The organism is Labedella endophytica (assembly GCF_003990045.1).
GTDB lineage: Bacteria > Actinomycetota > Actinomycetes > Actinomycetales > Microbacteriaceae > Labedella > Labedella endophytica.
In genome coordinates, this window is record NZ_RZGZ01000005.1 from 65,300 (window position 1) to 90,738 (window position 25,439).

A 25,439-nucleotide genomic window follows, 5' to 3' on the forward strand; every position below is an offset into this window, starting at 1 on the left:
CCGTGTCCGTCGAGGTCTCGGGGCCGTCCGGAGTTGAGTCTGTCGCGTTCACGCGATAAGTCTAGGCAGCGCCACCGACATGCTCAGGGGGTGGCGTCCGGGCGGTCGGAGCGTCAGCCGACGGCGGCAACGGGGACCGCGCTGACGGTGCGGTCGATCGTGAACTGACCGAGCACTCGTGTGCCGAGGTACACGACCGCCGTCTGGCCGGGGGCCACACCGTCGAGGGGCACGTCGGGGACGACGACGAACTCGACGCCGCCGCTACCCTGCACGACTCGCGCCTCCGCGGGAACGGGATCGGCATGGGCGCGGATCTGCACGTCGCAGCGGAACGGCTCGCCCGTCTCATCGGCCGGATCGCCGGCCCAGGTGAAGCGGTGCCCCGCGATCTCCGCGATCGCGAGCGCCTCCTTCGGACCCACAACGACCTCGTTCGTCTTCGGTCGGACCTCGAGGACGAAGCGGGGCTTGCCGTCGTCCGCGGGAACACCGAGCCGAAGGCCGCGCCTCTGGCCGACCGTGAATGCGTGCGCGCCGTCGTGGTCGCCCACGACACGGCCCTCGCGATCGAGGATGGAACCCGTCTCCGCGCCGACGCGCTCGGCGAGCCAGCCGCGGGTGTCGCCGTCCGGAATGAAGCAGATGTCGTGACTGTCGGGCTTCGACGCGACGCTCAGTCCCCGAGCCGCCGCCTCGGCCCGCACGACGGCCTTCGAGGGGGTCTCGCCGAGAGGGAACATCGAGTGCTCGAGCTGCTCACGCGTGAGCACTCCGAGCACGTAGGACTGATCCTTCGCCTCATCGCTCGCGCGGTGGAGCTCGATCGATCCAGAGGAGGAGCGGTCGAGTCGGGCGTAGTGACCGGTCGCCACGGCGTCGAAACCGAGATCGACGGCCTTCTCGAGCAGGGCGGCGAACTTGATCTTCTCGTTGCAGCGCATGCAGGGGTTCGGGGTGCGTCCCGCCGAGTACTCGGCGACGAAGTCGTCGACGACGTCGAGCTTGAATCGCTCCGAGAAGTCCCAGACGTAGTACGGGATTCCGATGAGGTTCGCGGCCCGCTGAGCGTCCATCGAGTCCTCGATCGTGCAGCACCCGCGGCTTCCCGTGCGCAAGGTACCGGGCATCCGGCTGAGGGCGAGGTGGACGCCGACCACGTCGTGACCGGCGTCGACGGCTCGCGCCGCGGCCACCGCCGAGTCGACACCACCGGACATCGCCGCGAGAACCTTCATGCGTACCAGTCTACGGCCGGGTGCCGTCGGAGGTCCCTGGGTCAGCGGGCCCCCACGTCCCGCTCGGAGAGGCCGGCTCTCCGAGCCGAGACGATCACTCCGGGGATCGCGGCGAGGAACGCGTCGACATCCGTCTCCGTCGTCGTGCGGCCGAGCGTCACCCGGAGTGCGGACCGAGCGGCGTCCTCGGAACGACCCATGGCGAGGAGCACGTGCGACGGTTCCGGCACCCCCGCCTGACACGCCGACCCCGTCGACACCGAGATCCCGGCCATGTCGAGGAGGAAGAGGATCGAGTCGCCCTGGCACCCGGAGAACGCGAAGTGGGCGTTGCTCGCGAGGCGGCGATCGCCTGCCAGGGGCGGACCGTTCAGGACGACGTCGGGCACCTGGGCGAGGACACCGGCCACGAGCCGGTCCCGCAGCCGCTTCAACCGCTCCTGCTCGGGGTCCATCTCGGAGGCCGCGAGCCGCGCGGCAGTCGCGAACGCGGCGGCCGACGCCACGTCCTGCGTGCCGGAGCGGAGCCGACGCTGCTGTCCGCCACCGTGCTGGAGGGGCTCGACCGTCGCGGTCCGGTGCAGGGCGAGCACGCCGATCCCCTGGGGCCCGCCGATCTTGTGCGCCGACACGGAGAACGCGACCGGCCCGATCGCCCCCGACGCCCCGGAGGCCTCGCGAAGCGCGCGGAGGTCGAGGGGGACGTGGCCGTATGCGGCCACGGCGTCGAGGTGCAGGGGAACGCGGGCGTCCACGGCGAGCCGCGCGATCCGGTCCACCGGGTTGACGGTGCCGACCTCGTTGTTCGCGATGATCGCCGTCACGAGCGCCGTGCGATCGGCGTTCTCGCGGAGAACGCGCTCCAGGTGCACGGTGTCGATCGAGCCGTCGTCCAGCAGATCGACCCAGGCCGCCTCGGCACCCTCGTGCGCGACGAGCCAGTCGATGGCGTCGATCGTGGCGTGGTGCTCGCCGCGCGCGACGACGACGACGGGTCGATCGGCATCATCGTTGCGCGACCAGTACAGGCCCTTGACGGCGAGATTGATCGCCTCGGTCCCGCCGGAGACGAAGAGGGCCTCGATCCCGTCGACGCCGAGCGTCGCGGCGATGTCCTCACGCGCCTCCTCGAGCGTGCGCCTGGCCGCCTGGCCATGACTGTGGATGGAAGAGGAGTTGCCGATCGAGGACGCCGTCTCGATCCACGACGCGGCGGCCTCCGGGCGCAGCGGAGTGGTCGCGGAATGGTCGAGGTACACCGCCACGATCCCGCTCCTCCCCAGCCGTCACGCCGACGACGTCCGTCCCCCTACTGTAGAACGCATGACAGCCGCCGACGCCCTCCGCGACCTCGGTGTGAGACTCACCCCCGGCGGCGGCGAGATCCGCGTCTGGTCGGCTCATGCCACGGCCGTGGACCTCGTGATCTTCGACGACACCGACCTCGACTGGATCGTCAAGACGGTCCCGTTGCACCCCGTCGGATCCGGCGTCTGGGCGGCTCGGACCCGCAGCCTCACGGTCGGCACCCGCTACGCGCTCCGGGCGGACGGTCCCACCGGACCGAATCACGCGTTCGATCCCTCCCGGTTCCTGCTCGATCCGTGGGGCAGGGGACTCGTCCGTCGGAAGCCGGGAGTGTTCCGCTCCGCCGTGCCGGACACGGAGTTCGACTTCGGCGGCGTACCCAAACCGCGTGTGCCGCTCGACCGCACGGTCGTGTACGAGGCCCACGTGAAGGGGCTCACGCGGCTGGACCCGGCCATTCCCGAGGAGCTACGCGGCAGCTACGCGGGGCTCGCCCATCCCGCGACCATCCGGTCGCTGCAGGACCTCGGCGTCACGACCGTCGAGCTGCTCCCGATCCACGCCTTCGTGTCGGAGCAGCGCCTCATCAAGCAAGGACTCACGAACTACTGGGGGTACAACACCCTCGGCTTCTTCGCTCCTCACGCGGCCTATGCGTCGAAGCGCGCGCAGGCGGACGGCCCCTCCGCCGTGCTCCGGGAGTTCAAGGGAATGGTCAAGCTCCTGCACGAGGCCGGACTCGAGGTCGTGCTCGACGTGGTCTACAACCACACCGCGGAGGAGGGACCCGGCGGGCCGACCACGAGCCTGCGCGGTCTCGACAATGCGAGCTACTACCGGCAGACCGATGCCGGTCACTACATCGACACCGCCGGCACCGGCAACACCGTCAACTTCGCGACGGAGGCCGCCCAGCGCCTCGTGATCGACTCGCTGCGTTACTGGTCGAACGACCTGCAGGTGGACGGCTTCCGCTTCGACCTCGCACCGGCCCTCGGGCGGGACGCGACGCACGAATACCGTCGGGATCACCCGCTCCTGCGCCGCATCGTGGAGGACCCGCAGCTCGCCGGCATCAAGATGATCGCCGAACCCTGGGACACCGGGATGGGCGGATGGCAGACCGGCAACTTCACCGGCGGCTGGCACGAGTGGAACGACCGGTACCGGGATCGCGTCCGGAACTTCTGGTTGAGCGATGTGGACTACGCCCGCCGGGCCGAGCACGCCCCCGTCGGCATCGGCGGTTTCGCGACGCGATTCACCGGTTCGTCGAACACGTTCTCCGCCGAGCGCGGCCCCCTCGCCTCGGTCAACTTCGTCACGGCCCACGATGGATTCACGCTCGCCGACCTCGTGTCCTACGACGTCAAGCACAACGCCGGGAACGGCGAGTCGAATCGCGACGGCAGCGACAACAACCGCTCCTTCAACCACGGCGCCGAGGGCGACACGGAGGATCCGGCCATCCTCGCGACCCGGCGGAAGGCGATGAGGAACCTCCTCGGCACGCTTCTCCTCTCGGCGGGCATCCCCATGATCACGGCTGGCGACGAATTCGGTCGCTCCCAGCGCGGCAACAACAATCCCTACTGCCACGACTCCGAACTCACGTGGATGAGTCACAGCCTGCTCGACTGGCAGAACGACCTGCGCACGCACACCGCTCGCCTCATCCGACTGCGGGCCGAGAATCCGGCGCTGCGTCCCACCCGCTACGGCCGGCCGGGAGCGGCCACACCGGGTGCGACCAGGATGGACTGGTACGACGCCGACGGCGGGACCATGAGCGACGACGAGTGGACGCGACCCGACCACCGCACCCTGCAGTACCTCGCGAGCTCGACACCCGAGTCGGAGGGGCCGAACACGATCCTGCTCGTGGTGCACGGCATGGAGCACCCGACGACGATCCGGCTGCCGCTGCATCACGGCGTCGACCGCTACGACCTGCTCTGGTCGAGTGCGGACGAGCGTCCGCTCACGGAGGAGACGACCCACGCGCCCGGGGAGAGCGTCGAGATCCCCGGGACCTGCTTCCTGCTCTTCCGAGCGGTGTCGTGAACCGTCCCTCCCGGCGTGTGCCCGCCACTCCCGCGACCCGGATCCTCGATGCCGCCGGAGTCCGCTGGGTCGGTCGCGCCTACGCTCACGACCCGTCGGTGACCGCGTTCGGCCTCGAGGCGGCCGCGGCACTCGGGGTCCCGGCCGAGCGCGTCTTCAAGACCTTGATGGCCGACGCCGACGGAGAGATCGTCGTCGCGATCGTGCCCGTCGCGGGCCGCCTCGACCTGGGGGCGCTCGCCGCCCTGTTCGGGGCCAAGCGTGCTGTGCTCGCCGAGAGGGTCGTCGCCGAGCGCCGCACGGGCTACGTATCCGGCGGCATCAGTCCATTGGGCCAGCGGAACGCTCACCGGACGGCGATCGATGCGACGGCGATGTCCCTCGACACGGTCTTCGTCTCGGGCGGTCGACGCGGATTCGACGTCGAGCTCTCGCCGGCCGACCTCGTCTCGATCACCCGCGCCACGATCGGAGCGATCGGCGCCCCGTGAGACCGGCCCACCGCTGAGGCGCCGGTCACGCGACCGCGATGAGCCCCATCTCGACATCGCTCGCGACGTCCACGTGGTGGGGCACGATGCGCACCGTGTACCCGAAGCTCCCGGAGTGCTCGAGTCGCAATTCGCCACCGTAGACGAGGCCACCGTCCCCGGTCCCTCGACCACTCGTCGCGTCGACCGGGTGCAGCGGCATCGTCGAGATGTCGGTCAGCTCGCCGTCCATCGCGCCCGATCCGTAGACCAGTTCGACGCTCACGTCCGACGCTGCGAGTCCCCCCGAGCGACACCGAGGCGCGGAGCCGGAGCGTCTCCCCGACCTGCGGGGTGACGTCGAGACCACCCGACTCGACGTGCGTGATCGCGACCCGCGGCCACGCCTCGACGACGCGGGCCTTCCACGCGGCGAGCTCGCGTGCCGGCCGGGCCGACGACTCGGTCAAGCGCCGGGCCGCTCCCGCCGCCGGAACATAGAGCGCCCCGACGTACTCCCGCACCATACGATCGGCGCTCAGCACCGGTGACAGGGTCGCGAGGGAGTGACGTACCCGTTTGAGCCAACCGTGCGGGACCCCGGACTCGTCACGGTCGTAGAAGCTCGGGACGATGTGGTGCTCGAGCAGCTCGTAGAGCGAGGAGGCCTCGATCCGGTCCCGTTCCTCCGCCGTCACGTTCGCGGCGGCCGTCGGGATGGACCATCCGTTGTCGCCGTCCGCGAACTCCGCCCACCAGCCGTCGAGGACCGAGAGGTTGAGAGATCCGTTGAGCGCCGCCTTCATCCCAGAGGTCCCGCACGCCTCGAGAGGGCGGAGCGGGTTGTTCAACCACACGTCGGTGCCGGGGAAGAGCGTCTTGGCCATCGCCATGTCGTAGTCGGGGAGGAAGACGATCCGCGAGCGTACGTCCGGTTCCGCCGCGAACTCCACGAGCTGTTGGATGAGGCGCTTGCCCTCGTCGTCCGCCGGGTGGGATTTACCCGCGACGACGATCTGCATCGGGCGTTCGGGATCGAGCAGGAGGGCTCGGAGGCGATCCTCGTCGTGCAGCATGAGCGTCAGCCGCTTGTACGTGGGCACCCGCCGCGCGAACCCGATCGTCAACAGCGCGGGATCGAGCACCCCGCGCACCCACTCGGGCACGACACCACCCGGGTTCTGGGACAGCCACGAGGCCCCGACCCGTCGTCGAGCGTCCTCGACGAGGTCGACGCGGAGCCGGCGCTTGGTCTCCCACAGGTCCGCATCCGATACGCGGGCGTCACGCCACTCCACCGCCGTCGTATCCCGGGTCCCCCACGTGCGTTCCGCGAGATCGGCGATCTCGGGGCTCGTCCACGTGGCCGGGTGAACGCCGTTCGTGATGGAGCCGATGGGGATGTCGTCCTCGTCGAAGCCCGGCCAGAGCGAGGAGAACATCCGGCGGGAGACCTCGCCGTGCAACTGGGAGACCCCGTTCGCGCGCTGCGCGAGCCGGAAGCCCATGATGGCCATGTTGAAGGCCGGATCCCGCCCGTCGCTCGTCGAGGCCTCGAGGCCGAGCGAGAGGACGTCAGCCCTCTCGACCCCCGGGAGCAGCTCGGTCGAGAAGTACCGGCCGATGAGCTCGGGATCGAAGCGATCGATACCGGCGGGAACGGGAGTGTGCGTCGTGAAGACGGTCCCGCCCCTGACCACCTCGAGGGCCTCGGCGAAACTCAGGCCGCCTCCGACGAGATCGGAGATCCGCTCGAGACCGAGGAAACCGGCGTGCCCCTCGTTGGTGTGGAACACCGTCGGCATGTCCGCCCCGGTGAGGTCGCTCCAGCGCTTGATCGCCCGGACCCCTCCGATGCCGAGGAGCAGCTCCTGACGGAGCCGGTGCTCCTCCTCTCCGCCGTAGAGCCGGTCGGTGACCTGGCACAGGTCCGGTTCGTTCTCGGGAACATCGGTGTCGAGCAGGAGGAGCGTGACCCGCCCCACGTGGGCGACCCACACGCGAGCGTTCAGGGACCGGCCGTCCGGGAGGGCGAGCACCACATCGACGGGGGTGCCGTCGAGGTCGCGCAGGACGGACAGCGGGAGTCCGTCCGGGTCGACGACGGGGTAGGTCTCCTGCTGCCATCCATCGGACGAGAGGGACTGGCTGAAGTAACCGGCCCGGTAGAACAGCCCGACCGCGACGAGCGGGACGCCGAGGTCCGACGCGCTCTTCACGTGGTCGCCAGCGAGGATGCCGAGACCACCGGAATACTGGGGCAGCGCGGCCGTGATCCCGTACTCCGGCGAGAAGTAGGCGATCGAACGGGGTGCGGACTCGCCGAGTCCCTGGTACCAGCGCGGCTCGGTGAGATACCGCTCCAGGTCGTCTCGAAGGTCCTCGACGCGGCGAACGAAGTGGTCGTCGTCTGCGAGTTCGTCGAGCCGCGATTGGGAGAGCGAGGCGAACAGTTCGGAGGGATCCCGTGTGAGACGGTTCCCGTTCCCGGGGACCATGTCCGCGAAGAGCGCCATGGTCGGTTCATGCCAGACCCACCGCAGATTCCCCACGAGGGTCTCGAGCGCCGCGAGGCGCTCGGGTAGGGCTGGACGGACGGCGAAACGACGGATGGCCTTCACGCGCTCAGCTTAGAGGAGCGGGCCTGGCCGGAAAGGAGGCGGAGTGTAGCGGGTCGTGACTCCACTGCCACAGCCGCGTCGCGCCCCTGCCGTTGCGGAGCCCGACCCGGTACGGTCGGAGGGTGGCTAAGAAGAAGGCCGGTCTTCCGGCCGCACGCGATGTCCAGTCGGCGGCGACGCCGAATCGAGCGGTCTCGGAACCGGTGAGCCCCTCGGTGCCGGGGTCCGGCACTGCCGTGGCGGAGGACCCGGCGCCCGCCGCGGAGGTCCAGCAGACCACCTCGGCGACCGCGACCATCGGGCGGTTGCCTATCCTCGGGATCTCCCCGGAGGTCGAGGGCGGACGGTGGCCCGCGAAGGCCTTCGCCGGCGAGGTCGTCACCTTCGGTGCGACCGCCTTCCGCGAGGGACACGACCTGATCGGTGTCCGTGCCCTCCTCACCTCCCCGACCGGCGTCTCGTCGAGCGTCGTCCTGGACCCCGGCCCCGCTGGAACGGACACCTGGTACGGAGACGCCCGACTCGACGAGGAGGGAGCCTGGTCCTTCCGCATCCTCTCGTTCGCTGACGAGTTCGCCACGTGGCACCACAACGCCGAGATCAAGATCGATGCGGGCGTCGACGTCGAGCTCATGTACACGATCGGCGAGCAGCTCCTGAACGCCGCGGCGACCGATCCGGAGCGCTCCGAGGAGAAGCGACGCCTTCTCGCACGGCACGCCGCGACCCTGGCCTCGTCGAGCGATCCGGACGCCCGGCGCGCCGTCCTCGACGACACGGATCTCGCCGCGATCGCTCGCGAGAACCCCTTCATGGGGATCCGATCGTTCTCGGACGAGCGCACCATCACGGTCGAGCGCACCCGCGCCGGATTCGCCTCGTGGTACGAGTTCTTCCCCCGATCGGAGGGCGCGAAGCGCAACCCGGACGGCTCCTGGATCTCCGGAGACTTCACGACGGCGACCAAGCGCCTCCCCGCCGTCGCCGCCATGGGCTTCGACGTGGTCTACCTCCCGCCGATCCACCCGATCGGTCGCGCCTTCCGCAAGGGACCGAACAACACGCTCGACGCGGGCCCGAACGATCCCGGCTCGCCGTGGGCGATCGGATCGGCGGAGGGTGGTCACGACGCCATCCACCCCGACCTCGGCTCCGTCGCCGACTTCGAGGCCTTCGTCGCGTCGGCCGTGGACCTGGGTATGGAGGTCGCGATCGACCTCGCCCTGCAGGCGTCGCCCGACCACCCCTGGGTCACCGAGCACCCCGAGTGGTTCACGACCCTGCCGGACGGCACGATCGCCTACGCGGAGAACCCTCCCAAGAAGTACCAGGACATCTACCCGATCAACTTCGACAACGATCCGGAGGGTATCCGCACCGAGGTCCTGCGCATCGTCCGCTACTGGATGTCGCTCGGGGTCCGCACGTTCCGTGTCGACAACCCGCACACCAAGCCCGTCGAGTTCTGGGAATGGCTCATCGGGCAGGTCAACGCGACCGACCCGGACGTTGTCTTCCTCGCCGAGGCGTTCACCCGACCCGCGATGATGCGAGCCCTCGCGAAGGTCGGCTTCCAGCAGGGGTACTCCTACTTCACGTGGCGCAACACCCGCGAGGAGCTCGAGGAGTTCTTCACGAGCATCTCCACGGAGACCGCCGACTACTACCGCCCGAACCTCTTCGTCAACACCCCCGACATCCTCACCGAGTACCTGCAGTTCGGCGGACCGGCCGCCTTCACGATCCGCGCGGCCCTCGCGGCCACCGCCGGTCCGCTCTGGGGCGTCTACTCGGGCTTCGAACTGTTCGAGAACGTCGCCCGTCCGGGTTCCGAGGAGAACATCGACAACGAGAAGTACGAGTACAAGCCGCGCGACTACGCGGCGGCCGAAGCCGCCGGGTCTTCGCTCGGGCTCTTCATCGGCACGCTCAATCGCGCTCGCCGCGAGCACCCGGCGCTCGGCCAGCTCCGCAATCTGCGCCTGCACTCGTCCGACGACGACAACATCCTCGTCTACTCGAAGCACCTGAGCGCCGAGCTCTCCCCCACCGGTTCGGCCGACACCGTCATCGTCGTGGCGAACGTCGACCCGCACTCGGTCCGTGAGACCGTCGTGCATCTCGACTCCACGGCGTTCGGCATTCCCCACGGCACCCCCTTCCGCGTCCGCGACGTCGTCACCGACACCGTCTGGGAGTGGGGCGAGCACAACTACGTCCGCCTGGACGCCTTCACCACCCCTGTGCACATTCTCGAGATCCTGGAGGACCGACCGTGAGCACGATTCCCCCCATCCCCCCGCTCCCGTCGGACGCCCCGTCGTCGACACCGTCTCCCGACGGCGCCCTCGACGCGGCCGACACCGTGGAGCCCACGCCCGTCGACGCCGGGAGCGTCGAGCACGTCTCCCCCGCGAGCCAGCGATCCGCCCCGGACAAGGTGGCGCTCCCCGACGTCTCCGACGACGTCCTCGACGCCGTCGCGGCCGGCACCTACCACGATCCCCACTCCGTGCTCGGCAGCCACCCGGTCTCCTCAGAGGGCGTCTCGGACGCGCTCACGGTGATCCGGACGCGTCGTCCCGTCGCCTCGCGCGTCGCTGCGGTCCTGGACTCCGGTGCGCGCGTGGAACTCACCCATGTGCGATCCGGGATCTGGCAGGGAGCCCACGTGGCCGGCCACCAGCCCTACCGCATCGAGGCGAGCTACGAGGGCGGTCCGGACTGGATCGCCGACGACGCCTACGCCTTCGCTCCGACGGTCGGCGAGCTCGACCTCCACCTCATCGGTGAGGGCCGGCACGAGAGGCTGTGGGACGTGCTCGGCGCCCACCATCGCACCCTCGGCACCGCCGAGCGCGCCGTGTACGGAACCTCGTTCAGCGTCTGGGCGCCCCATGCGAGCGCCGTGCGCGTCGTCGGTACCTTCAACGACTGGAACGGCGAGGGGCACGCGTTGCGCTCGATGGGCGGCTCCGGCGTGTGGGAGATCTTCGTTCCCGGCGTCGACCCCGGCGCGCTCTACAAGTTCCAGCTCCGCGGTCGCGACGGCGAGTGGCTCTCGAAGGCCGATCCGCTGGCCCGGCACGCCGAGACCGAGGGCCTCACGGCCTCCATCGTCACCGAATCGCATTACGCGTGGAACGACGATGCGTGGATGACGAAGCGCGCCGCCACGAACCCGCACGATGGCGCGATGAGTGTCTACGAGCTGCACGCCGGCTCGTGGAGGCTCGGGCTCGGCTACCGCGAACTCGCCGATCACCTGATCGAATACGTCACTGAGCTCGGGTTCACCCACGTCGAGTTCATGCCGCTCGCCGAGCACCCCTTCGGCGGCTCCTGGGGCTACCAGATCACGGGCTACTACGCGCCCACGAGCCGCTTCGGTTCTCCCGACGACCTGCGGTACCTGATCGACCGACTCCACCAAGCGGGCATCGGCGTGCTCATGGACTGGGTGCCCGGACACTTCGCGACCGACGCCTGGGCCCTCGCCCGCTTCGACGGCGAGGCACTCTACGAGCACCCGGACCCCCGTCGCGGGGAGCACAAGGACTGGGGAACGTTCATCTTCGACTTCGGGAACCCGCAGGTGCGGAACTTCCTCGTCGCCAACGCGCTCTACTGGATCGAGGAGTTCCACGTCGATGGTCTTCGGGTCGACGCGGTCGCGTCGATGCTCTACCTCGACTACTCCCGTGAAGACGGCGAGTGGCTGCCGAACATCCACGGCGGGAACGAGAACCTCGAGGCCATCAGCCTCCTGCAGGAGGCGAACGCGACCGCTTACCGCCGGAATCCCGGTGTCGTGATGATCGCCGAGGAGTCGACCAACTGGGGCGGTGTCACGGCGCCGACGAGCGGGGGCGGGCTCGGGTTCGGGTTCAAGTGGAACATGGGCTGGATGCACGATTCGCTCCAGTACATCGCCAACGATCCGATCCACCGCACGTACCACCACGGCGAGATCACCTTCTCGTTCCTGTACGCGTACAGCGAGAACTTCCTCCTGCCGATCAGCCACGACGAGGTCGTGCACGGCAAGGGGTCGCTCCTCAACAAGATGCCGGGCGACCACTGGCAGAAGCTCGCGAACCTCCGCGCCTACCTCACCTTCATGTGGTCGCACCCCGGCAAGCAGCTGCTGTTCATGGGCCAGGAGTTCGGTCAGCTCTCCGAGTGGTCGGAGGCCCGCGACCTCGACTGGTGGATCCTCGACCAGCCGGCTCACCGGGGCCTGCACTCCCTCGTGATGCAGCTCAACCGCGTCTACCGCGAGAACCCGGCGCTGTGGGCCCTCGACAACGACCCGTCCGGTTTCGAGTGGCTCGACGGCGGGGACTCCACCCACAACATCGTGTCGTTCCTCCGACGCGACGGGAACGGAGACGAGATCGCCGTGTTCATGAACTTCTCGGGCGCCACCGTCGGTCCCTACCGTGCTGGACTGCCCCAGGCCGGCGTGTGGGACGAGATCCTGAACTCCGACGCCGGCGACTTCGGCGGTTCGGGTGTCGGCAATCTCGGGAGCGTCACGGCACGCGACGAGCCGTGGGCCGGCCGACCGGCCTCCGCCGACATCACGCTGCCCCCGCTCGCGGGACTCTGGCTGAAGCGCCGGCGCTGACGCACCGGTGCCGCCGCGTGCGGCGCCGGACGACCGAGAAAGGGGGCGTCCCGACCATGGTCGGGACGCCCCCTTCCTCGTGTGACGGTGCGTGCCGCACCACCGCCGGGATCAGTAGAGCAGGCCGGCCAGCCGGGCACGCGCCGAGACGACGAGTGGGTCGGTGACACCGACGATCTCGAAGTACTGGAGGATCCGCTCACGCACTCGGTCCCGATCGTCGGGGTCGAGCGTCGGGAAGAGGGCGAGCAGCCGGTCGAAGGCGTCCGTGACGTGACCGCCGGAGAGATCGAGGTCGGCGACGTCGAGGGCGGCGTCGACGGAGGTGGCGTCGGCGGCCGCGGCGGAGCGCATGGCGTCGACGGTCTTGCCGTCGAGGCGATCGAGCAGGCTCACCTGAGCGAGACCGGCCACGGCCTCCCTGTCGTTCGGCTGCTGCGCGATCTGCTTCGTGTACGCCGCGATGGCGGTCGCGTAGTCGCGTCGGGCGATCGCGTCGTATGCCTCCTGGTGGAGCGGCGGGAGCTCGGGCTCCGGAGCCGGCTGATCCGCGGCGCCGTCCACGACGACCTGACCCGCGACGCCGCTCTGTGCGGCCGCCTCGATGACGCGACCGAGCACGTCCGCGAGCTGTGCTTCCGGGACGGCGCCCTGGAAGAGCGGCATCGGCTGCCCGCCGATGAGCACGACGACGGTCGGTGCCGTCGTGGCCTGCAGCCCCTGGACGAGCTGAGGGTTCGCGTCGATGTCGACGCGCACGATGACGAGGTGCCCATCGTGCTGGCCCACGAGGCGTTCGAGGACGGGGCTCAGGGCGACGCTCACGTCCGAGCGAACGGAGTAGAGGTCGACGACGACGGGCACCCGCGAGGACAACTCGATGAACTGGCCGAAGTTCTGGTCGTTCCCCTCGAGCACGAGCGACGGGACGCGGACGGTGTCGGGTGCGGCGCCCGACGGCGCCGGTCGGCTGCCGGCGGCCTGGGGGGCCGGCTGGCGGCTCGACAGACCGGAGAGGTCGACGGCACCGCGGAGGTTCGCTCCCGGGTTCATGGGGATGCTCATGGCAGTTCCTTCGCAGAGATGAGTGACTGGCTGAAACCGAGCAGGACGACCTGATCGGTCGAATCCGCTGGCGGGACGTAGAACAGGAGCTGATCCGCGTATTGGACCTCGGCCCCCTTCGCCGTCTCCTCGAGCCCGACGATGGCGGCCACGGCTCCCTGGAGCTTCACGACGGCTCCCGTCTCGGTGGGCTTGACCGTCTCGCTCTCCATCATGCTCACGGCGACGATGGCGCCGGACGAGATCGTCGAGAGGCCGATCGGTTCGGTCTCCCCCGGGCCGACGGAGAAGTCGATGTTCGCCGTCGACGGGAGCTGCTCCTGCTTCGTCGCCCGGTCGGCGGCGATGAGCTCACGGAACGGATCCGATTCGGCGAACGACGCCGCGAACTGGCTCTCGGCTCCGTTGGCGATCAGGTCCGAGTACTGCGCGGCCAGATCGGCGGGAGGGACGAGCATGAGCGGCGAGTCGGGCGGGATGAACGCCGCTCCGATGGAGGCCGGTGCCGACTCGGGAATGGTCGCGTTCGGCTCCAGAGCGACGGCATAGGAGACCTTGTAGCTGGACCGCGGGGTCTCCTGCTGGAGCATCATGGCGATGAGCGGGGTCTCGGTGTCCTCCTGGTCGCCGACGACGGTGAAGACGGACCGCGGCCATACGTCCGTTGCCTGGGGAAGCGAGAGGAGCAGCGGCGAGGACGGGATCGTCCGCGGCACCGCGTAGTCGGAGACCTTCCCGCGCGTGGTGTAGTTCGACTGACGCTCGAGCAGAGCGGCACCGGTGAACCGGGTCGCCGCGAGTTCGCTGTTCCGATCGGCGTCGGCCTCGGTCGCAACCGCCGAGATCCGGGAGATGACGCGCTCGAGCTGGGCAACCGTGACGGCGGGAGCAGGCGCGTCCTCGGTCGCCTCGGGGACGATGGCGGCGCTGTCGGTGGGTTCCGGGGTCTGTCCGGCGGAGGACAGGTCCGGCCAGTAGTTGGCCGAACAGCCGCTCAGAAGAAGGCCGGAGATGAGGAGCACGGGCATCCCGACCCGCATGCTCGCGCGCACTCGGGCGCGGCGCTGCCGGCGGCGGCGGCGCGGCGGTTTCGCGGTCTGCTCGAGCCCAGGACCGGCGGTGATCCCCTTGCGGCGAGGGCCGCGGGACTTCCGGAGGTGGTTCAGTCCGAGGAGATAGAGGACGAGTCCGACCACGAGAAGCAGGATCCCCCCCGCGATGAGGGGGCCGGCCCAGGGAGTGGCGTTGCTCACGGGCCAGGACAGGCGCACGGTCGCCGGGGCGGCCTGCTCTCCGTCGGAGGCGATGAGGACGCTCACGTCGTCCGGGACGCTGATCGGCGCGATGACGGCCTGATCCTCGACGTATTCGCTCAACCAGAGGTCGGAACCGCGGGGGTCGACCGTCTCGTCCGACGAATCGGCGTCGGACCCGGCTTCCGCTTCGGCCCCCTCGTCGGTCTCCGCCTCGGCGTCGCCCTCGTCCTCGGGTGCGGCGGTCTCGGGCGCGGCGGTCTCGGGCGCGGTGGCTCCCGGATCGGTGGTCTCGGGAGCGGCACCCTCGGACGGATCCGGGGTGGCGTCTGGTGTCTCCTCGGCTCCGCCCCGGATCGTCGTCTCGAGTTCCCCGGTCTCCTCGTCGACGGAGAGTTCGGCGTACTCGCTGTCGCCGAGCCAGGCCATGACGTCGCTCGTGCGGCCGTAGGCGACGAAGACCGTGTCCGACCCTGTGGCGGTGACCGTCTGAGATCCCTCGCGGGAGTTGAGGACGGCTCCGCTGACGAGCGTGTAGGGAAGGCCCCCGGACACGACGCCTTCCGAGGCGACGGTCGACGGCGGCAGGAAGACCGTCCGCTGGGCGATGCCCAGGACGATCATCGCCGCGGCGACGACGAATGCGGCGATGGCGAGAACGAAACGCACGAACACTCCTTCTACGTTGCCGATGGACGGCCGGAAAGGCACGTCGAGCGGTATGGACACGGCGCGGCAACGGACACGGGACGATCCAGAATATCCGATAAAGACTGTGCGCCGCCTCCGGGGCGTCCTGGGACGGCCCGATACACCCCTCTCGCCGTGTCGCGGACCGTGCCCCGGCCGCCCATAGGATGATCGGATCGCGAGCGAAATGAGGGCGGATGAGGATTCAGAACGCGTTCCGCGTCGGGCTCGTCGGCACGCTCGGTGTCGGCCTCGGCCTCCTGATCCTGCTGTCGATCGTCACGCTGCAGACGATCCTCGTCTACATCGGGGCCGCGCTGTTCCTGGCGCTCGGGCTCGACCCCATCGTCACGTGGCTCGAGCGCCGCGGACTCCCCCGCTGGGTCGCCCTCGTCATCGTCGTCGTCGTCCTCCTCTGTCTGTTCGGCGGCCTCGTCTGGATGGTCGTGCCGATCATCGTCGATCAGATCAGCGACCTCGCGCGACTCGTTCCGCTCCTGCAGCAGCAGGTCGCCTCGAACGAGTTCATCGAGAACCTGCGCGAGCAGTTCCCGTTCCTCAACGTCGACCTCATCATCAGCGAAGCCGGGTCGTTCATCACCGACAACATCACGAACATCGGAAGCGGTGCCGTGCAGGTCGTGTTCGCGATCGGCTCCGGATTCTTCGGCGCCCTCATCGTGCTCATCCTCACGATCTATTTCACGGCGTCGCTGCCCGCCACCATGCGCGGGCTCTACCAGCTCGTCCCCGCCACGAAGCGTGAGCGTTTCGCCGATCTCGCCGAGCAGATCACGACCTCGGTCGGGCGGTACGTCACGGGCCAGGTGACGATCGCCGCATGCAGCGGGATCCTCAGCTACATCATGCTGTCGATCATCGACGCGCCGTTCCCGCCCGTGCTCGCCTGCATCGGCTTCTTCTTCTCCCTCATCCCGCTCGTCGGCACGCTGACGGGCTCGATCATCATCTCGCTCGTCTGCCTCATCCCGGGTCTCGGTTCACCCGTCACCGCCCTGATCGCGGCCGTCTACTACCTCGTGTACATGCAGGTGGAGGCCTACGTGCTCAGCCCGAACATCATGAAGCGCGCCGTCGCCGTCCCCGGTGCCGTCGTCGTCATCGCCGCCCTCGCGGGCGGCTCCCTGCTCGGGATCCTCGGCGCCCTCATCGCCATCCCCACGGCGGCCGCCGTCCTGCTCATCATCAAGCAGGTCGTCATCCCCCGCCAGAACGAGCTCTGACGCGGCAGGCTGCGCCGGGTCCGCCACCCACACGTCGGACTCTGACGCGCCGAGCACTCATGCGCCGCGCCCTGACGCGTCCTATTCGGCGTCGGGCCACGTCGTCGCGAGCGGGAGCGCGTCGGGGTTGACGGCCGCGACGATCTCGGTGAGGACCCGGCGGGTGAGGTTCTCCCCCACCCAGAGGTGCTTGCCGCCCTCGACCGGGATGAGGACGGCGTCGGGCACCGACGCGAAGCGCTCGACCGCCTCGGGGGGACGGAGGTAGTCGTCGAATTCGGGAACGAGCACGATGAGACGCCTGGCGTCGCCGTTCCACGCCGCGACCTCGTCGGCCGTCGCACGATGCAGCGGCGGGGACAGCAGGATCGCTCCCTCCACCGGGTGCTCCCGCCCGTACTTGAGAGCGAGCTCGGTTCCGAACGACCATCCGACGAACCAGGGGTGCGGGAGGCCTCGCTCCGTCACGAATCGCATCGCGGCCGCGACATCGGCGCGTTCGGCGATCCCGCCGTCGAAGTCGCCGTCGCTCGTCCCGCGCGGCGATGTCGTCCCGCGCGTGTTGAAACGCAGCACGTTGAGGGAGGCGAGCGCCGGGAGGCGCCCCGCCGCCTTGCGGAGGACGTGCGAATCCATGAATCCGCCGGCCGTCGGAAGAGGATGCAACGTCACGAGAGTCGCGACCGCGTTCCCGTCCTCGGGACCCGCGAGCTCTCCGACGAGGGTCAGCCCGTCTTCCGTCGTCAGCTCGATGTCCTCTCGACGCGCGGGCAGCTCGATTCCCCCACGGATCTCCATCATCGACGTCCTTTCGTCCAGGTGCGGCCGGTCATCCGATCCGCCAGCAGTGCAGATGCCAGTGGCGGCGAGCCGCGAGGTCGGCCGCATCGCCGAGCGGCCCGTCCGTACGCCACGCGACGACGTGCGCGATGCCGGCATCGATCGTCCCGCCGCACCCGGGGCAGACGTAGTCCTTCTGTGCGCGCGATGTCGAGATCGGCTGCACGGACCACGTCACGCCCCGACGCACCTCGGTACGCTTCCATCCCTGGAGGAGCGAGGACAGATCGGACTCCTCGCGACCGGAGGATGCCGCGCCCGATCGTCGCGGTCGATTACTGCGTGGCATGGCGCTCGGCTCCCGTCCTCCATCGATCGTACGCGGTCGGCACGGTGCGAGTCGGATCGGGAGGGACAGCGGCGAATCACGGAGGTGCCGACGCTCTCCCCTCAGTGCACAGGGCGCAACGACGGACGGATCAGCCGATCAGTACCACCCGACGGACTGGGAATGTCCCCAGGCCCCGCACGGTGTTCCGTATCGACCGCTGATGTAGCCGAGACCCCACTCGATCTGCGTGGCGGGATTGGTCGCCCAATCCGCACCGGCACTCGCCATCTTGCTGCCGGGCAGCGACTGGGGAATGCCGTAGGCACCGGAACTGGTGTTGTGGGCGTTGACCCGCCAACCCGATTCCTTGTTCCACAGGGCGACGAGGCAGGAGTACTGGTCCTCGCCCCACCCGCGCGCCGCGACCTTGTCGTAGGCGATCGCCTGAGCGGTGCCCGGGTCGGGGACGGCGGCGCTCGGAGCGACGAAGCCGGAACCGGAGTCCTCGTCGTCCTCCTCTTCCTCCACCACGGGGGGCGGAGGAGGAGGCGGGGGCGGCGGAGCGGCCTCCGAGTCGTAGACATCACGCGTGAACGTCGTGTCGTACGCCCCCGAGAGGGCCAGGGACTGGACCTCGGTCTGCTCGTAGCGCGGCACGATCTGGAAGTACGGCGACGCCGTGGCTCCCGAGTACGGGTCGACCACATTGACGGCGATGAACCCGATGGCCGCCGCGGATCCCAGGAGGGTCAGCGGAAGGCTTCTGCGCGAACGCGTTCGGGAACGACCGACGTTCCGCCGGCGGTCTGCGACCGGGACAGGAGTTGAGAGTGCTTGATGCTTACCCACGATCCCCCGATTTTAGCGTAGATCACGGAAATGTCACGAAAGCGTTCAGCGGGTCACCGAACGGCGAGCATCACGTCGACGACCGCGTCGAGCACACGGTCCACCTGCTCCTCGGAATAGCCGCCGCGCTGCGCGCGGAAGACGGACGTCCGGACGACGTCCACATCCACGGCCGCCCCCGTCTCGAAATAGGCCACCAGGCGCTTCGCGAGAGCATCGACGTCCTCGATGTCGTACCCCTGGGTGAGGCGGCCGACACGCCGGAACCTCTCCCCCGTCGGCCGCGACAGACGGTTGAGCAGGACCTGAGCGGTCTCGCGCGTCTCCGCGAGCCACGCCCGGCGTCCCACGACATCGAGGGACCGTTCCCGCTCCCTCACCGCGAACGCATCCTCGAGACGCTCGAGGGCCGCGTCGACGTGGGAGGTCGAATAGCCCTTCCGGACGAGCCCGAACGAGACCCGTCGGATGTCATCGGCCGTCAGGACCGGTTCGGCGGAGGGATCCAGATCGTACGCGGCACGGGCATCCCGGAGGAACGAGTCGACCTCGTCGGGATCGTAGCCGCGGCCACGACGGACACTGGGGAAGGGAGGCGTGGTCACCGTCCCATTCTTGCTCACGTCGCGGCGCGTCGCCGTGCGACCTTCCGTCACGCTCACGTGAAGATCACGAACAGCAGGTACGCGGCCGGTGCAGACGGCAGGATCGAGTCGAGACGATCGAGGAAACCACCGTGGCCCGGTAGCCAGGAACTCATGTCCTTCACGCCGATGTCGCGCTTGATCATCGATTCGGACAGGTCCCCGATCGTCGCGGTCACGATGATGACGGCGCCGAAGATCATGCCGACCCACCAGGGCTGATCGAGGAGGAAGACCGCCAGCAGGACTCCCGCGACCTGGCTCAGCACGAGCGCTCCCGCGAACCCCTCCCAGGTCTTGTTCGGGCTGACGCGCGGGGCCATCGGGTGCTTGCCGAAGGTCAGGCCCGAGGCGTACGCGCCGACGTCGACCACGACCACGAGCGCGATGAACGCGAACACCCACAGCTCGCCACCGTCGCGAGCGACGAGGATGACCGCGAAGCTCGCGAGTCCCGCGATGTAGGCCTGGACGAAGACCGCGGCGGCGAGGTCGAGGATCACCGCGAGCGGCGCACGACCGTCCGCATCGGCCATCTGCGCGATGAGACGCCAGACGAGCACGAAGGTGATCGCGGCGATCATGACGGCCCAGCGGGTGGGGCCGTCGGTGAAGTAGGCGGCGGCGACGATGACGAGGCCAGCGCCGGCGGCCGGCCAGCGGTCCGCGCGGCGGTCGGAATGGCGGAGCGCCGTCGCGAGCTCGAGGGTCGTGAAGACGATGACAGCTGCTCCGAAGACCGCGAAGAGACCCTTGAACAGGAAGAGGCTCAGGAGGAGCGCGGCACCGAGACCGACGCCGATGCCCACGGCCATGAGCAGGTTCCGACCCACGCGTGCCTCCACACGTTCGTTCGCCTGGTCGAACTGCGCACGGGCCTCGGTCACGCGTCCCTCGAGGTCCGCGCGCGTCGTCCGCACGCGGTCCTCGATCTCGGCGCGCTTCGCGTTCAACTGCGACTGCCGACGAGCCTCAGAAGGGACTGTCGGAGACGCCGGTTCGTCACCGTCCGGCATCGTCACGTCCGACGCCGTCCTGCCGGGTTTCGACTCACGGTCAGACCTCGAGCAGCTCTGCTTCTTTGCGCTTGAGCGCCTCGTCGATGGCGTCGATGTGCGACTTGGTGAGCGCCTCGAGTTCCTTCTCACCACGGGCGACGTCGTCGTCACCGACCTCGCTCTTGAGGGCGTCGAGGTCGTCCTTCGCCTTGCGACGGATGTTGCGGACGGACACCTTCGCGTCCTCGGCCTTCGTTTTGACGAGCTTGACGAACTCCTTGCGGCGCTCCTGCGTGAGCTCGGGGAGGCTCACACGGACGAGGTTGCCGTCGTTGGTGGGGTTGGCACCGAGATTCGGCATGTCCCGGATGGCCTGCTCGATGTCGCGCAGCGCACCCTTGTCGTACGGCGTGACGATGAGTGTGCGCGCCTCCTGGTTCTGCAGGGAGGCGAGCTGCCCGAGGGGCGTCGGGGTGCCGTAGTAGTCCACGAGCACCTTCTGGAACATCTGCGGGTTGGCCCGCCCCGTGCGAACGGTGGCAAAATCGTCCTTCGCCACCTCGACGGCCTTGTCCATTCGGCTCGATGCATCGGCCAAAACGTCCGCGATCACTCGGTTCTCCTTACGTAACGACAATCCTCGACGAGTCTAGTTGCTGACGAGGGTTCCGATTTCCTTGCCCTCGATCGCCGCGGTCACGTTGCCCTCGGGCTCCATGCCGAACACGCGCATCGGCATGCCGTTGTCCATGCAGAGGCTGAAGGCGGTGGAGTCGACGACCTTCAGGCCGCGCTGGAGCGCCTCCTGGTAGGAGATGCGGTCGATCCGTGTGGCGTCGGGGTCCGTGCGCGGGTCGGCCGTGTAGACCCCGTCGACGCCGTTCTTGGCGAGCAGCACGCTCGAGGCGCCGATCTCGAGGGCCCGCTGCGCCGCGACGGTATCGGTGGAGAAGTACGGGAGGCCCGCTCCGGCACCGAAGATGACGACCCGCCCCTTCTCGAGGTGGCGCTCGGCCCGGCGCGGGATGTACGGCTCGGCGACCTGCGTCATCGCGATCGCCGACTGGACGCGGGTCTCGGCGCCGGCCTGCTCGAGGAAGTCCTGGAGCGCGAGGGCGTTCATGACCGTTCCGAGCATGCCCATGTAGTCGGCCCGTCCGCGGTCCATACCGCGCTGGGACAGCTCGGCCCCGCGGAAGAAGTTGCCTCCGCCGACGACGATCGCCACCTCGACCTCGCGGGCCGCCGCGGCGATCTCGCGGGCGAGCTGACTGACGACGTCGGGATTGACCCCGAGAGCTCCGGCGCCGAACGCCTCCCCCGAGAGTTTCAGAAGTACACGTCGTTTCTGCGGTGCGGTCATGTGGGCCGGTTCCTTCCCGAAGGTCTTGCCTAAAACTAGTGGGCGGCGGGGTTCGCCGTACACACGAAAGAGTCCGGATCGCCATGGGCGATCCGGACTCTCTCATTCATGGGTTACGCGCCGACCTTGAAGCGGACGAAGTCGGTCACCGTGAGGCCTGCGGCCTCGAGGATCTTCCCGACCTGCTGCTTGTTGTCGCGAGCGTAGTCCTGCTCGAGCAGGGCGACCTGCTTGAAGAAGGCCGTGAGACGACCCTCGACGATCTTCGGCAGCGCGGCCTCCGGCTTGCCTTCGCCGCGGGAGATCTCCGTGACGATCTCGCGCTCCTTGTCGACGGCGTCCGACGGCACGTCCTCACGCGTGAGGTACTGCGGGGCGAACATGGCGACGTGCTGCGCGATGCCACGAGCAGTCTCGGCGTCCGAGCCCGTGTAGGCCACGACGACACCGATCTGCGGCGGCAGGTCCTTCGACGTGCGGTGCAGGTAGACCGAGAACTGGTCGCCGGTCACGAGGGCGACGCGGCGCAGTTCGACCTTCTCGCCGATCGTGGCTGCCTGGTCGTCGATCGCCTGTGCCACCGTGATGCCGTCGACGGGGGCCGCGAGGGCCTCCTCGAGCGTGGTCGCGGCGGCGGCCGAGACGGCCGCGACGACCTTCTCGGACAGGGCGACGAACTTGTCGTTCTTCGCGACGAAGTCCGTCTCGCACGCGAGCTCGATGATCGTGACGCCGGCGTCCGTCTGAGCGGTGGCGACGAGGCCCTCGCTCGTGGAACGGTCGGCGCGCTTCGCGTTGCCCTTGGCACCCTTGAGACGCAGGATCTCCGTGGCCTTCTCGACGTCTCCGTCGGCCTCGACGAGTGCGTTCTTCGTGTCGGTCATTCCCGTGCCCAGCTGCTCGCGGAGAGCCTTCAGGTCGGCGATGTTGAAGTTTGCCATGCGGCGGTTACTCCTTCAGTGCTCAGTTGTTGTCGGCGTCGGCGGCGGGGACCTTCTCGTCCGCACCGGCCTCGGCCTCGAGACGCGCCTCGGTCTCGGCGTCCGTCTCGGGGGTCTTGGGGTCCTCGACGGGAGCGTCGTCGCCCTTGGCCGCGTTCTTCTCGGCGACCTCGGCATCGGCGTCGTTCTCCTCGGTGGGGAGCTCGGCGGGCTCGGCTGCCGCAGCAGGCGCCTCGGCGGCCTGACCGGCCTGGAGGAGCTCGGCTTCCCACTCGGCCATCGGCTCGGCGGGCTCGGCGCCCTCCTCGGGCTTCTGGTGGCGCTGGATGAGACCCTCGGCGGCGGCGTCGGCCACGATGCGCGTGAGCAGGCTCACGGAGCGGATCGCGTCGTCGTTACCCGGGATCGGGTACTGGACCTCGTCCGGGTCGCAGTTGGTGTCGAGGATGCCGATGACGGGGATGCCCAGCTTCTTCGCCTCGTCGATCGCGAGGTGCTCCTTCTTGGTGTCCACGACCCACAGCGCCGACGGCGTCTTGGTGAGGTTGCGGATTCCACCGAGCGACTTGTGGAGCTTGTCCAGCTCGCGCTTCTTGATGAGGAGTTCCTTCTTCGTGAAGCCGGACTTCGAGCCGTCCTCGAAGTCGAGCTCCTCGAGCTCCTTCATGCGGGCGAGTCGCTTGGAGACCGTCTGGAAGTTCGTGAGCAGTCCACCGAGCCAGCGCTGGTTGACGTAGGGCTGGCCGACGCGCATGGCCTGCTCGGCGATGGACTCCTGAGCCTGCTTCTTGGTGCCGACGAAGAGGATGGTTCCGCCGTGGGCGACCGTCTCCTTGACGAAGTCGTAGGCCTTGTCGATGTAGCCGAGCGACTGCTGCAGGTCGATGATGTAGATGCCGGAACGCTCCGTGAAGATGAATCGCTTCATCTTCGGGTTCCAACGGCGGGTCTGGTGCCCGAAGTGCACGCCGCTGTCGAGCAGCTGGCGAATGGTGACGACGGCCATGAGCCGTTCTCCTTTTCCGGCGCGCGAGCGCCATTCGGTTGTCGTCGGTCGGTCGACCGATCTCCTGGTGCCCTGGTGCACGACCGCCCCCGCGACCGACCGTCCGAGTGGGACTCGGACGAGGAGAGGGGACCGGTGGTTGTGCTGCCGCGAGTGGGCACGCGTAGTCACCCCGCAGAGCGAGGTGCTCTGCCCATGATACACGACAGCCGTCCCCACCCGTCGTCCCCGACACGCGATCGGCGCGCCCATCCCCGGGTGTCGTTGGTCGCACGCCGAGGACATCGCCCGCCTGGTGTGGTGGTCCGATGACCCCGCCCCTCCTCGCGTCGCCCGTGCCCTGTGAGACTCCGCCTTGGCAGCGCGACGCGGCCCCGAGACGCAGGGTTCTCCGGGCATCCGCGATCGTTGTCGTGATCGTCGGTTCGCTGGTCCCCGCGGTTTCGGGGACCGTGCCTCCGGTCGCCGCCGACGTGACGAGCGCGTCCGCGCCGAGCGCGACAGGCGGATCCTCTTCTGCGCTCGACCGTGCCGCCGCAGCGACTCCCGGGCCGGGCTCCGGGTGGCTCTGGCCGGTCGCCTCTCCCCGGTCCGTCCTCCGTCCGTTCGACGCGCCCGAGCACGAGTACGGGGCCGGCCACCGTGGAATCGATGTGGGAGCGCGGCCCGGGACCGCGGTCGCATCGGCCGCGGCGGGCGTCGTGACGTTCGCCGGACCCGTTGCGGGTCGATCCGTGGTGACGGTCGACCATGGCGGTGGTGTCGTCTCGTCGTTCGATCCCGTCGTGCCGACCGTCGCCCGGGGCACCGCCGTCTCCGCGGGAACGGTGATCGGGCTGCTCGAAGCGGGTGAGGCGATGCACTGCGCCGACGGCTGCCTGCACGTGGGCGTCCGGGTGCAGGGTGCCTACGTCGACCCGTTGCCGTTCTTCGCCCCTCCCGAGCGGTCCGTCCTGCTCCCGCTCGGCCCCTGAGAGGACCCGCCGTCGTGCGGCCCGATGTCAAGCGCGCGGATGCGCCTGCCGGTAGCTCTGCGCGAGGCGCTCCATCGAGACGTGCGTGTAGATCTGCGTCGTTCCGAGGCTCGCGTGCCCCAGGAGTTCCTGGACGCTCCGGAGATCCGCTCCTCCGTCGAGCAGATGGGTGGCAGCAGAGTGTCGGAGGCTGTGGGGGCCGGAGGCGGCGATCCCTTCGGTCCCCGCGAAGACGCGCTCGACGATCGTGTACGCGGCCCGGGTTCCGAGGCGGCGACCCCGTGCCCCGAGGAAGAGCGCGGTCTCCGCCCCCGAACGCTCCCCCGCCCGTTCCAACAGTCGCACGCGGGCGTCGGCAAGGTAGTCGACGACGGCCGATCGCGCGGGGATCCCGAAGGGTACGACGCGCTCCTTGTCTCCCTTACCGGTCACTCGCGCCGTCAGCCGGTCGAGGTCGAGGTCGCCGAGGTCGAGGCCGCAGAGTTCCGAGACGCGGATCCCGCTGGCGTACAGCAGCTCGATCACGGCCCGGTCGCGTCGCGCGATCGGCTCGCCCGACTCGGCCTCGGCGGCGAGTCGCTCGAGGAGGTCGTCGATCTGCGTGCGTTGGACCACCTCCGGGAGACGCGATCCGCTCTTCGGAGTGCGGAGGCGGCCGGCGAGGTCGTGCGGCGTCGCCTCCGTGACGGCCAACCAGTGGCAGAAGCTCTTGAGGGCGGCGGAGCGTCGGGCGAGCGTGCGCGGCGCGAGGCCGTCCTGGGCCGATGCCCAGAGCCAGTCGCGCAGCACCGGGAGGTCCAGGGACTCGACCGTCGTGACGGATCGGCGTTCGGCCCACGCGCGGAAGGTCGCGAGGTCCGAGCGGTACGCCCGCACGGTCTCGGACGAGTAGTTGCGCTCGTCCCGGACGTAGGCGACGAATGAGTCGGTCGCGGCTGCCAGGTCCATGACGACCAGCCTGCACCAGAAG

General features: G+C 69.2%; 20 protein-coding genes and 1 pseudogene. 6 read left to right on the forward strand and 15 right to left on the reverse strand.

The window, feature by feature from the left end:
* Positions 1 to 113 precede the first annotated feature (113 nt).
* Both mnmA and ELQ94_RS15425 read right to left on the reverse strand, forming a co-directional pair.
* Entirely contained in the window at positions 114 to 1,238 is a 1,125-nt protein-coding gene (gene mnmA / locus ELQ94_RS15420) for a tRNA 2-thiouridine(34) synthase MnmA (RefSeq protein ID WP_127051264.1), read from the reverse strand.
* A 41-nt stretch (positions 1,239 to 1,279) separates the two neighbouring features.
* Entirely contained in the window at positions 1,280 to 2,503 is a 1,224-nt protein-coding gene (locus ELQ94_RS15425) for a cysteine desulfurase family protein (RefSeq protein ID WP_127051265.1), read from the reverse strand.
* Positions 2,504 to 2,561: 58 nt separating this feature from the next.
* Between ELQ94_RS15425 and glgX the strand changes: the two genes are divergently transcribed.
* On the forward strand, positions 2,562 to 4,610 hold the full coding sequence (gene glgX, locus ELQ94_RS15430; RefSeq protein WP_127051266.1) for a glycogen debranching protein GlgX: 2,049 nt from the start codon (positions 2,562 to 2,564) through the stop codon (positions 4,608 to 4,610).
* 17 nt (positions 4,611 to 4,627) lie between these two features.
* Positions 4,628 to 5,101: a Cys-tRNA(Pro) deacylase gene (gene ybaK / locus ELQ94_RS15435; RefSeq protein WP_243697066.1), complete on the forward strand. Its 474-nt coding sequence runs from the start codon at positions 4,628 to 4,630 to the stop codon at positions 5,099 to 5,101.
* Between the two features lie 25 nt (positions 5,102 to 5,126).
* Here the strand turns inward: ybaK and glgP are convergent.
* Positions 5,127 to 7,701 (reverse strand): annotated as a pseudogene (glgP, locus tag ELQ94_RS15440) (alpha-glucan family phosphorylase).
* Positions 7,702 to 7,937: 236 nt separating this feature from the next.
* Here glgP and ELQ94_RS15445 point away from each other — a divergent pair.
* Together ELQ94_RS15445 and glgB are read left to right on the forward strand one after the other, a co-directional pair.
* A complete protein-coding gene (locus ELQ94_RS15445; RefSeq protein WP_208007765.1) occupies positions 7,938 to 9,980 on the forward strand; it encodes an alpha-1,4-glucan--maltose-1-phosphate maltosyltransferase in 2,043 nt (680 codons plus the stop codon).
* A 161-nt stretch (positions 9,981 to 10,141) separates the two neighbouring features.
* On the forward strand, positions 10,142 to 12,331 hold the full coding sequence (glgB, locus tag ELQ94_RS15450; RefSeq protein WP_127051387.1) for a 1,4-alpha-glucan branching protein GlgB: 2,190 nt from the start codon (positions 10,142 to 10,144) through the stop codon (positions 12,329 to 12,331).
* Between the two features lie 111 nt (positions 12,332 to 12,442).
* Here the strand turns inward: glgB and ELQ94_RS15455 are convergent, their stop codons facing one another.
* Together ELQ94_RS15455 and ELQ94_RS15460 are read right to left on the reverse strand one after the other, a co-directional pair.
* Positions 12,443 to 13,396, reverse strand: a complete 954-nt coding sequence (locus tag ELQ94_RS15455; protein WP_127051268.1) for a tetratricopeptide repeat protein — start codon at positions 13,394 to 13,396, stop codon at positions 12,443 to 12,445.
* Positions 13,393 to 15,318 (reverse strand): DUF8094 domain-containing protein, encoded by a 1,926-nt coding sequence (locus tag ELQ94_RS15460; protein WP_127051269.1) that lies wholly within the window; start codon positions 15,316 to 15,318, stop codon positions 13,393 to 13,395. The genes ELQ94_RS15455 and ELQ94_RS15460 overlap by 4 nt, the downstream gene beginning before the upstream one ends.
* A gap of 218 nt (positions 15,319 to 15,536) precedes the next feature.
* Here ELQ94_RS15460 and ELQ94_RS15465 point away from each other — a divergent pair, with 218 nt between their 5' ends.
* Positions 15,537 to 16,583 carry an AI-2E family transporter gene (locus ELQ94_RS15465; RefSeq protein WP_127051270.1) on the forward strand — a complete coding sequence of 349 codons (1,047 nt, stop codon included), beginning with the start codon at positions 15,537 to 15,539 and terminating at the stop codon, positions 16,581 to 16,583.
* Positions 16,584 to 16,664: 81 nt separating this feature from the next.
* Here ELQ94_RS15465 and ELQ94_RS15470 read toward each other — a convergent pair whose 3' ends face one another.
* The 9 genes from ELQ94_RS15470 to rpsB form a co-directional block, all read right to left on the reverse strand.
* Positions 16,665 to 17,381, reverse strand: coding sequence for an alpha/beta hydrolase (locus ELQ94_RS15470; protein WP_127051389.1), 717 nt, complete (start codon positions 17,379 to 17,381; stop codon positions 16,665 to 16,667).
* A gap of 31 nt (positions 17,382 to 17,412) precedes the next feature.
* Positions 17,413 to 17,712: a hypothetical protein gene (locus ELQ94_RS15475; protein WP_127051271.1), complete on the reverse strand. Its 300-nt coding sequence runs from the start codon at positions 17,710 to 17,712 to the stop codon at positions 17,413 to 17,415.
* Between the two features lie 138 nt (positions 17,713 to 17,850).
* Positions 17,851 to 18,543: an aggregation-promoting factor C-terminal-like domain-containing protein gene (locus tag ELQ94_RS15480; protein ID WP_243697067.1), complete on the reverse strand. Its 693-nt coding sequence runs from the start codon at positions 18,541 to 18,543 to the stop codon at positions 17,851 to 17,853.
* 53 nt (positions 18,544 to 18,596) lie between these two features.
* Positions 18,597 to 19,148 carry a DivIVA domain-containing protein gene (locus tag ELQ94_RS15485; RefSeq protein WP_127051273.1) on the reverse strand — a complete coding sequence of 184 codons (552 nt, stop codon included), beginning with the start codon at positions 19,146 to 19,148 and terminating at the stop codon, positions 18,597 to 18,599.
* A gap of 53 nt (positions 19,149 to 19,201) precedes the next feature.
* Positions 19,202 to 20,203: a phosphatidate cytidylyltransferase gene (locus ELQ94_RS15490; protein WP_127051390.1), complete on the reverse strand. Its 1,002-nt coding sequence runs from the start codon at positions 20,201 to 20,203 to the stop codon at positions 19,202 to 19,204.
* Positions 20,204 to 20,243: 40 nt separating this feature from the next.
* Entirely contained in the window at positions 20,244 to 20,798 is a 555-nt protein-coding gene (frr, locus tag ELQ94_RS15495) for a ribosome recycling factor (protein ID WP_127051274.1), read from the reverse strand.
* 36 nt (positions 20,799 to 20,834) lie between these two features.
* On the reverse strand, positions 20,835 to 21,548 hold the full coding sequence (gene pyrH, locus ELQ94_RS15500) for a UMP kinase (RefSeq protein ID WP_127051275.1): 714 nt from the start codon (positions 21,546 to 21,548) through the stop codon (positions 20,835 to 20,837).
* 113 nt (positions 21,549 to 21,661) lie between these two features.
* The gene (gene tsf / locus ELQ94_RS15505; protein ID WP_127051276.1) at positions 21,662 to 22,489 is read right to left on the reverse strand and encodes a translation elongation factor Ts; all 828 of its coding nucleotides are present in this window, start codon (positions 22,487 to 22,489) and stop codon (positions 21,662 to 21,664) included.
* Between the two features lie 22 nt (positions 22,490 to 22,511).
* Positions 22,512 to 23,495, reverse strand: coding sequence for a 30S ribosomal protein S2 (gene rpsB / locus ELQ94_RS15510; protein ID WP_127051277.1), 984 nt, complete (start codon positions 23,493 to 23,495; stop codon positions 22,512 to 22,514).
* 473 nt (positions 23,496 to 23,968) lie between these two features.
* On the opposite strand from rpsB, the gene ELQ94_RS15515 reads away from it, so the two are divergent.
* On the forward strand, positions 23,969 to 24,469 hold the full coding sequence (locus tag ELQ94_RS15515) for a peptidoglycan DD-metalloendopeptidase family protein (RefSeq protein ID WP_243697068.1): 501 nt from the start codon (positions 23,969 to 23,971) through the stop codon (positions 24,467 to 24,469).
* A 27-nt stretch (positions 24,470 to 24,496) separates the two neighbouring features.
* Here ELQ94_RS15515 and ELQ94_RS15520 read toward each other — a convergent pair whose 3' ends face one another.
* A complete protein-coding gene (locus ELQ94_RS15520) occupies positions 24,497 to 25,417 on the reverse strand; it encodes a tyrosine recombinase XerC (RefSeq protein ID WP_127051279.1) in 921 nt (306 codons plus the stop codon).
* Positions 25,418 to 25,439 lie beyond the last annotated feature (22 nt).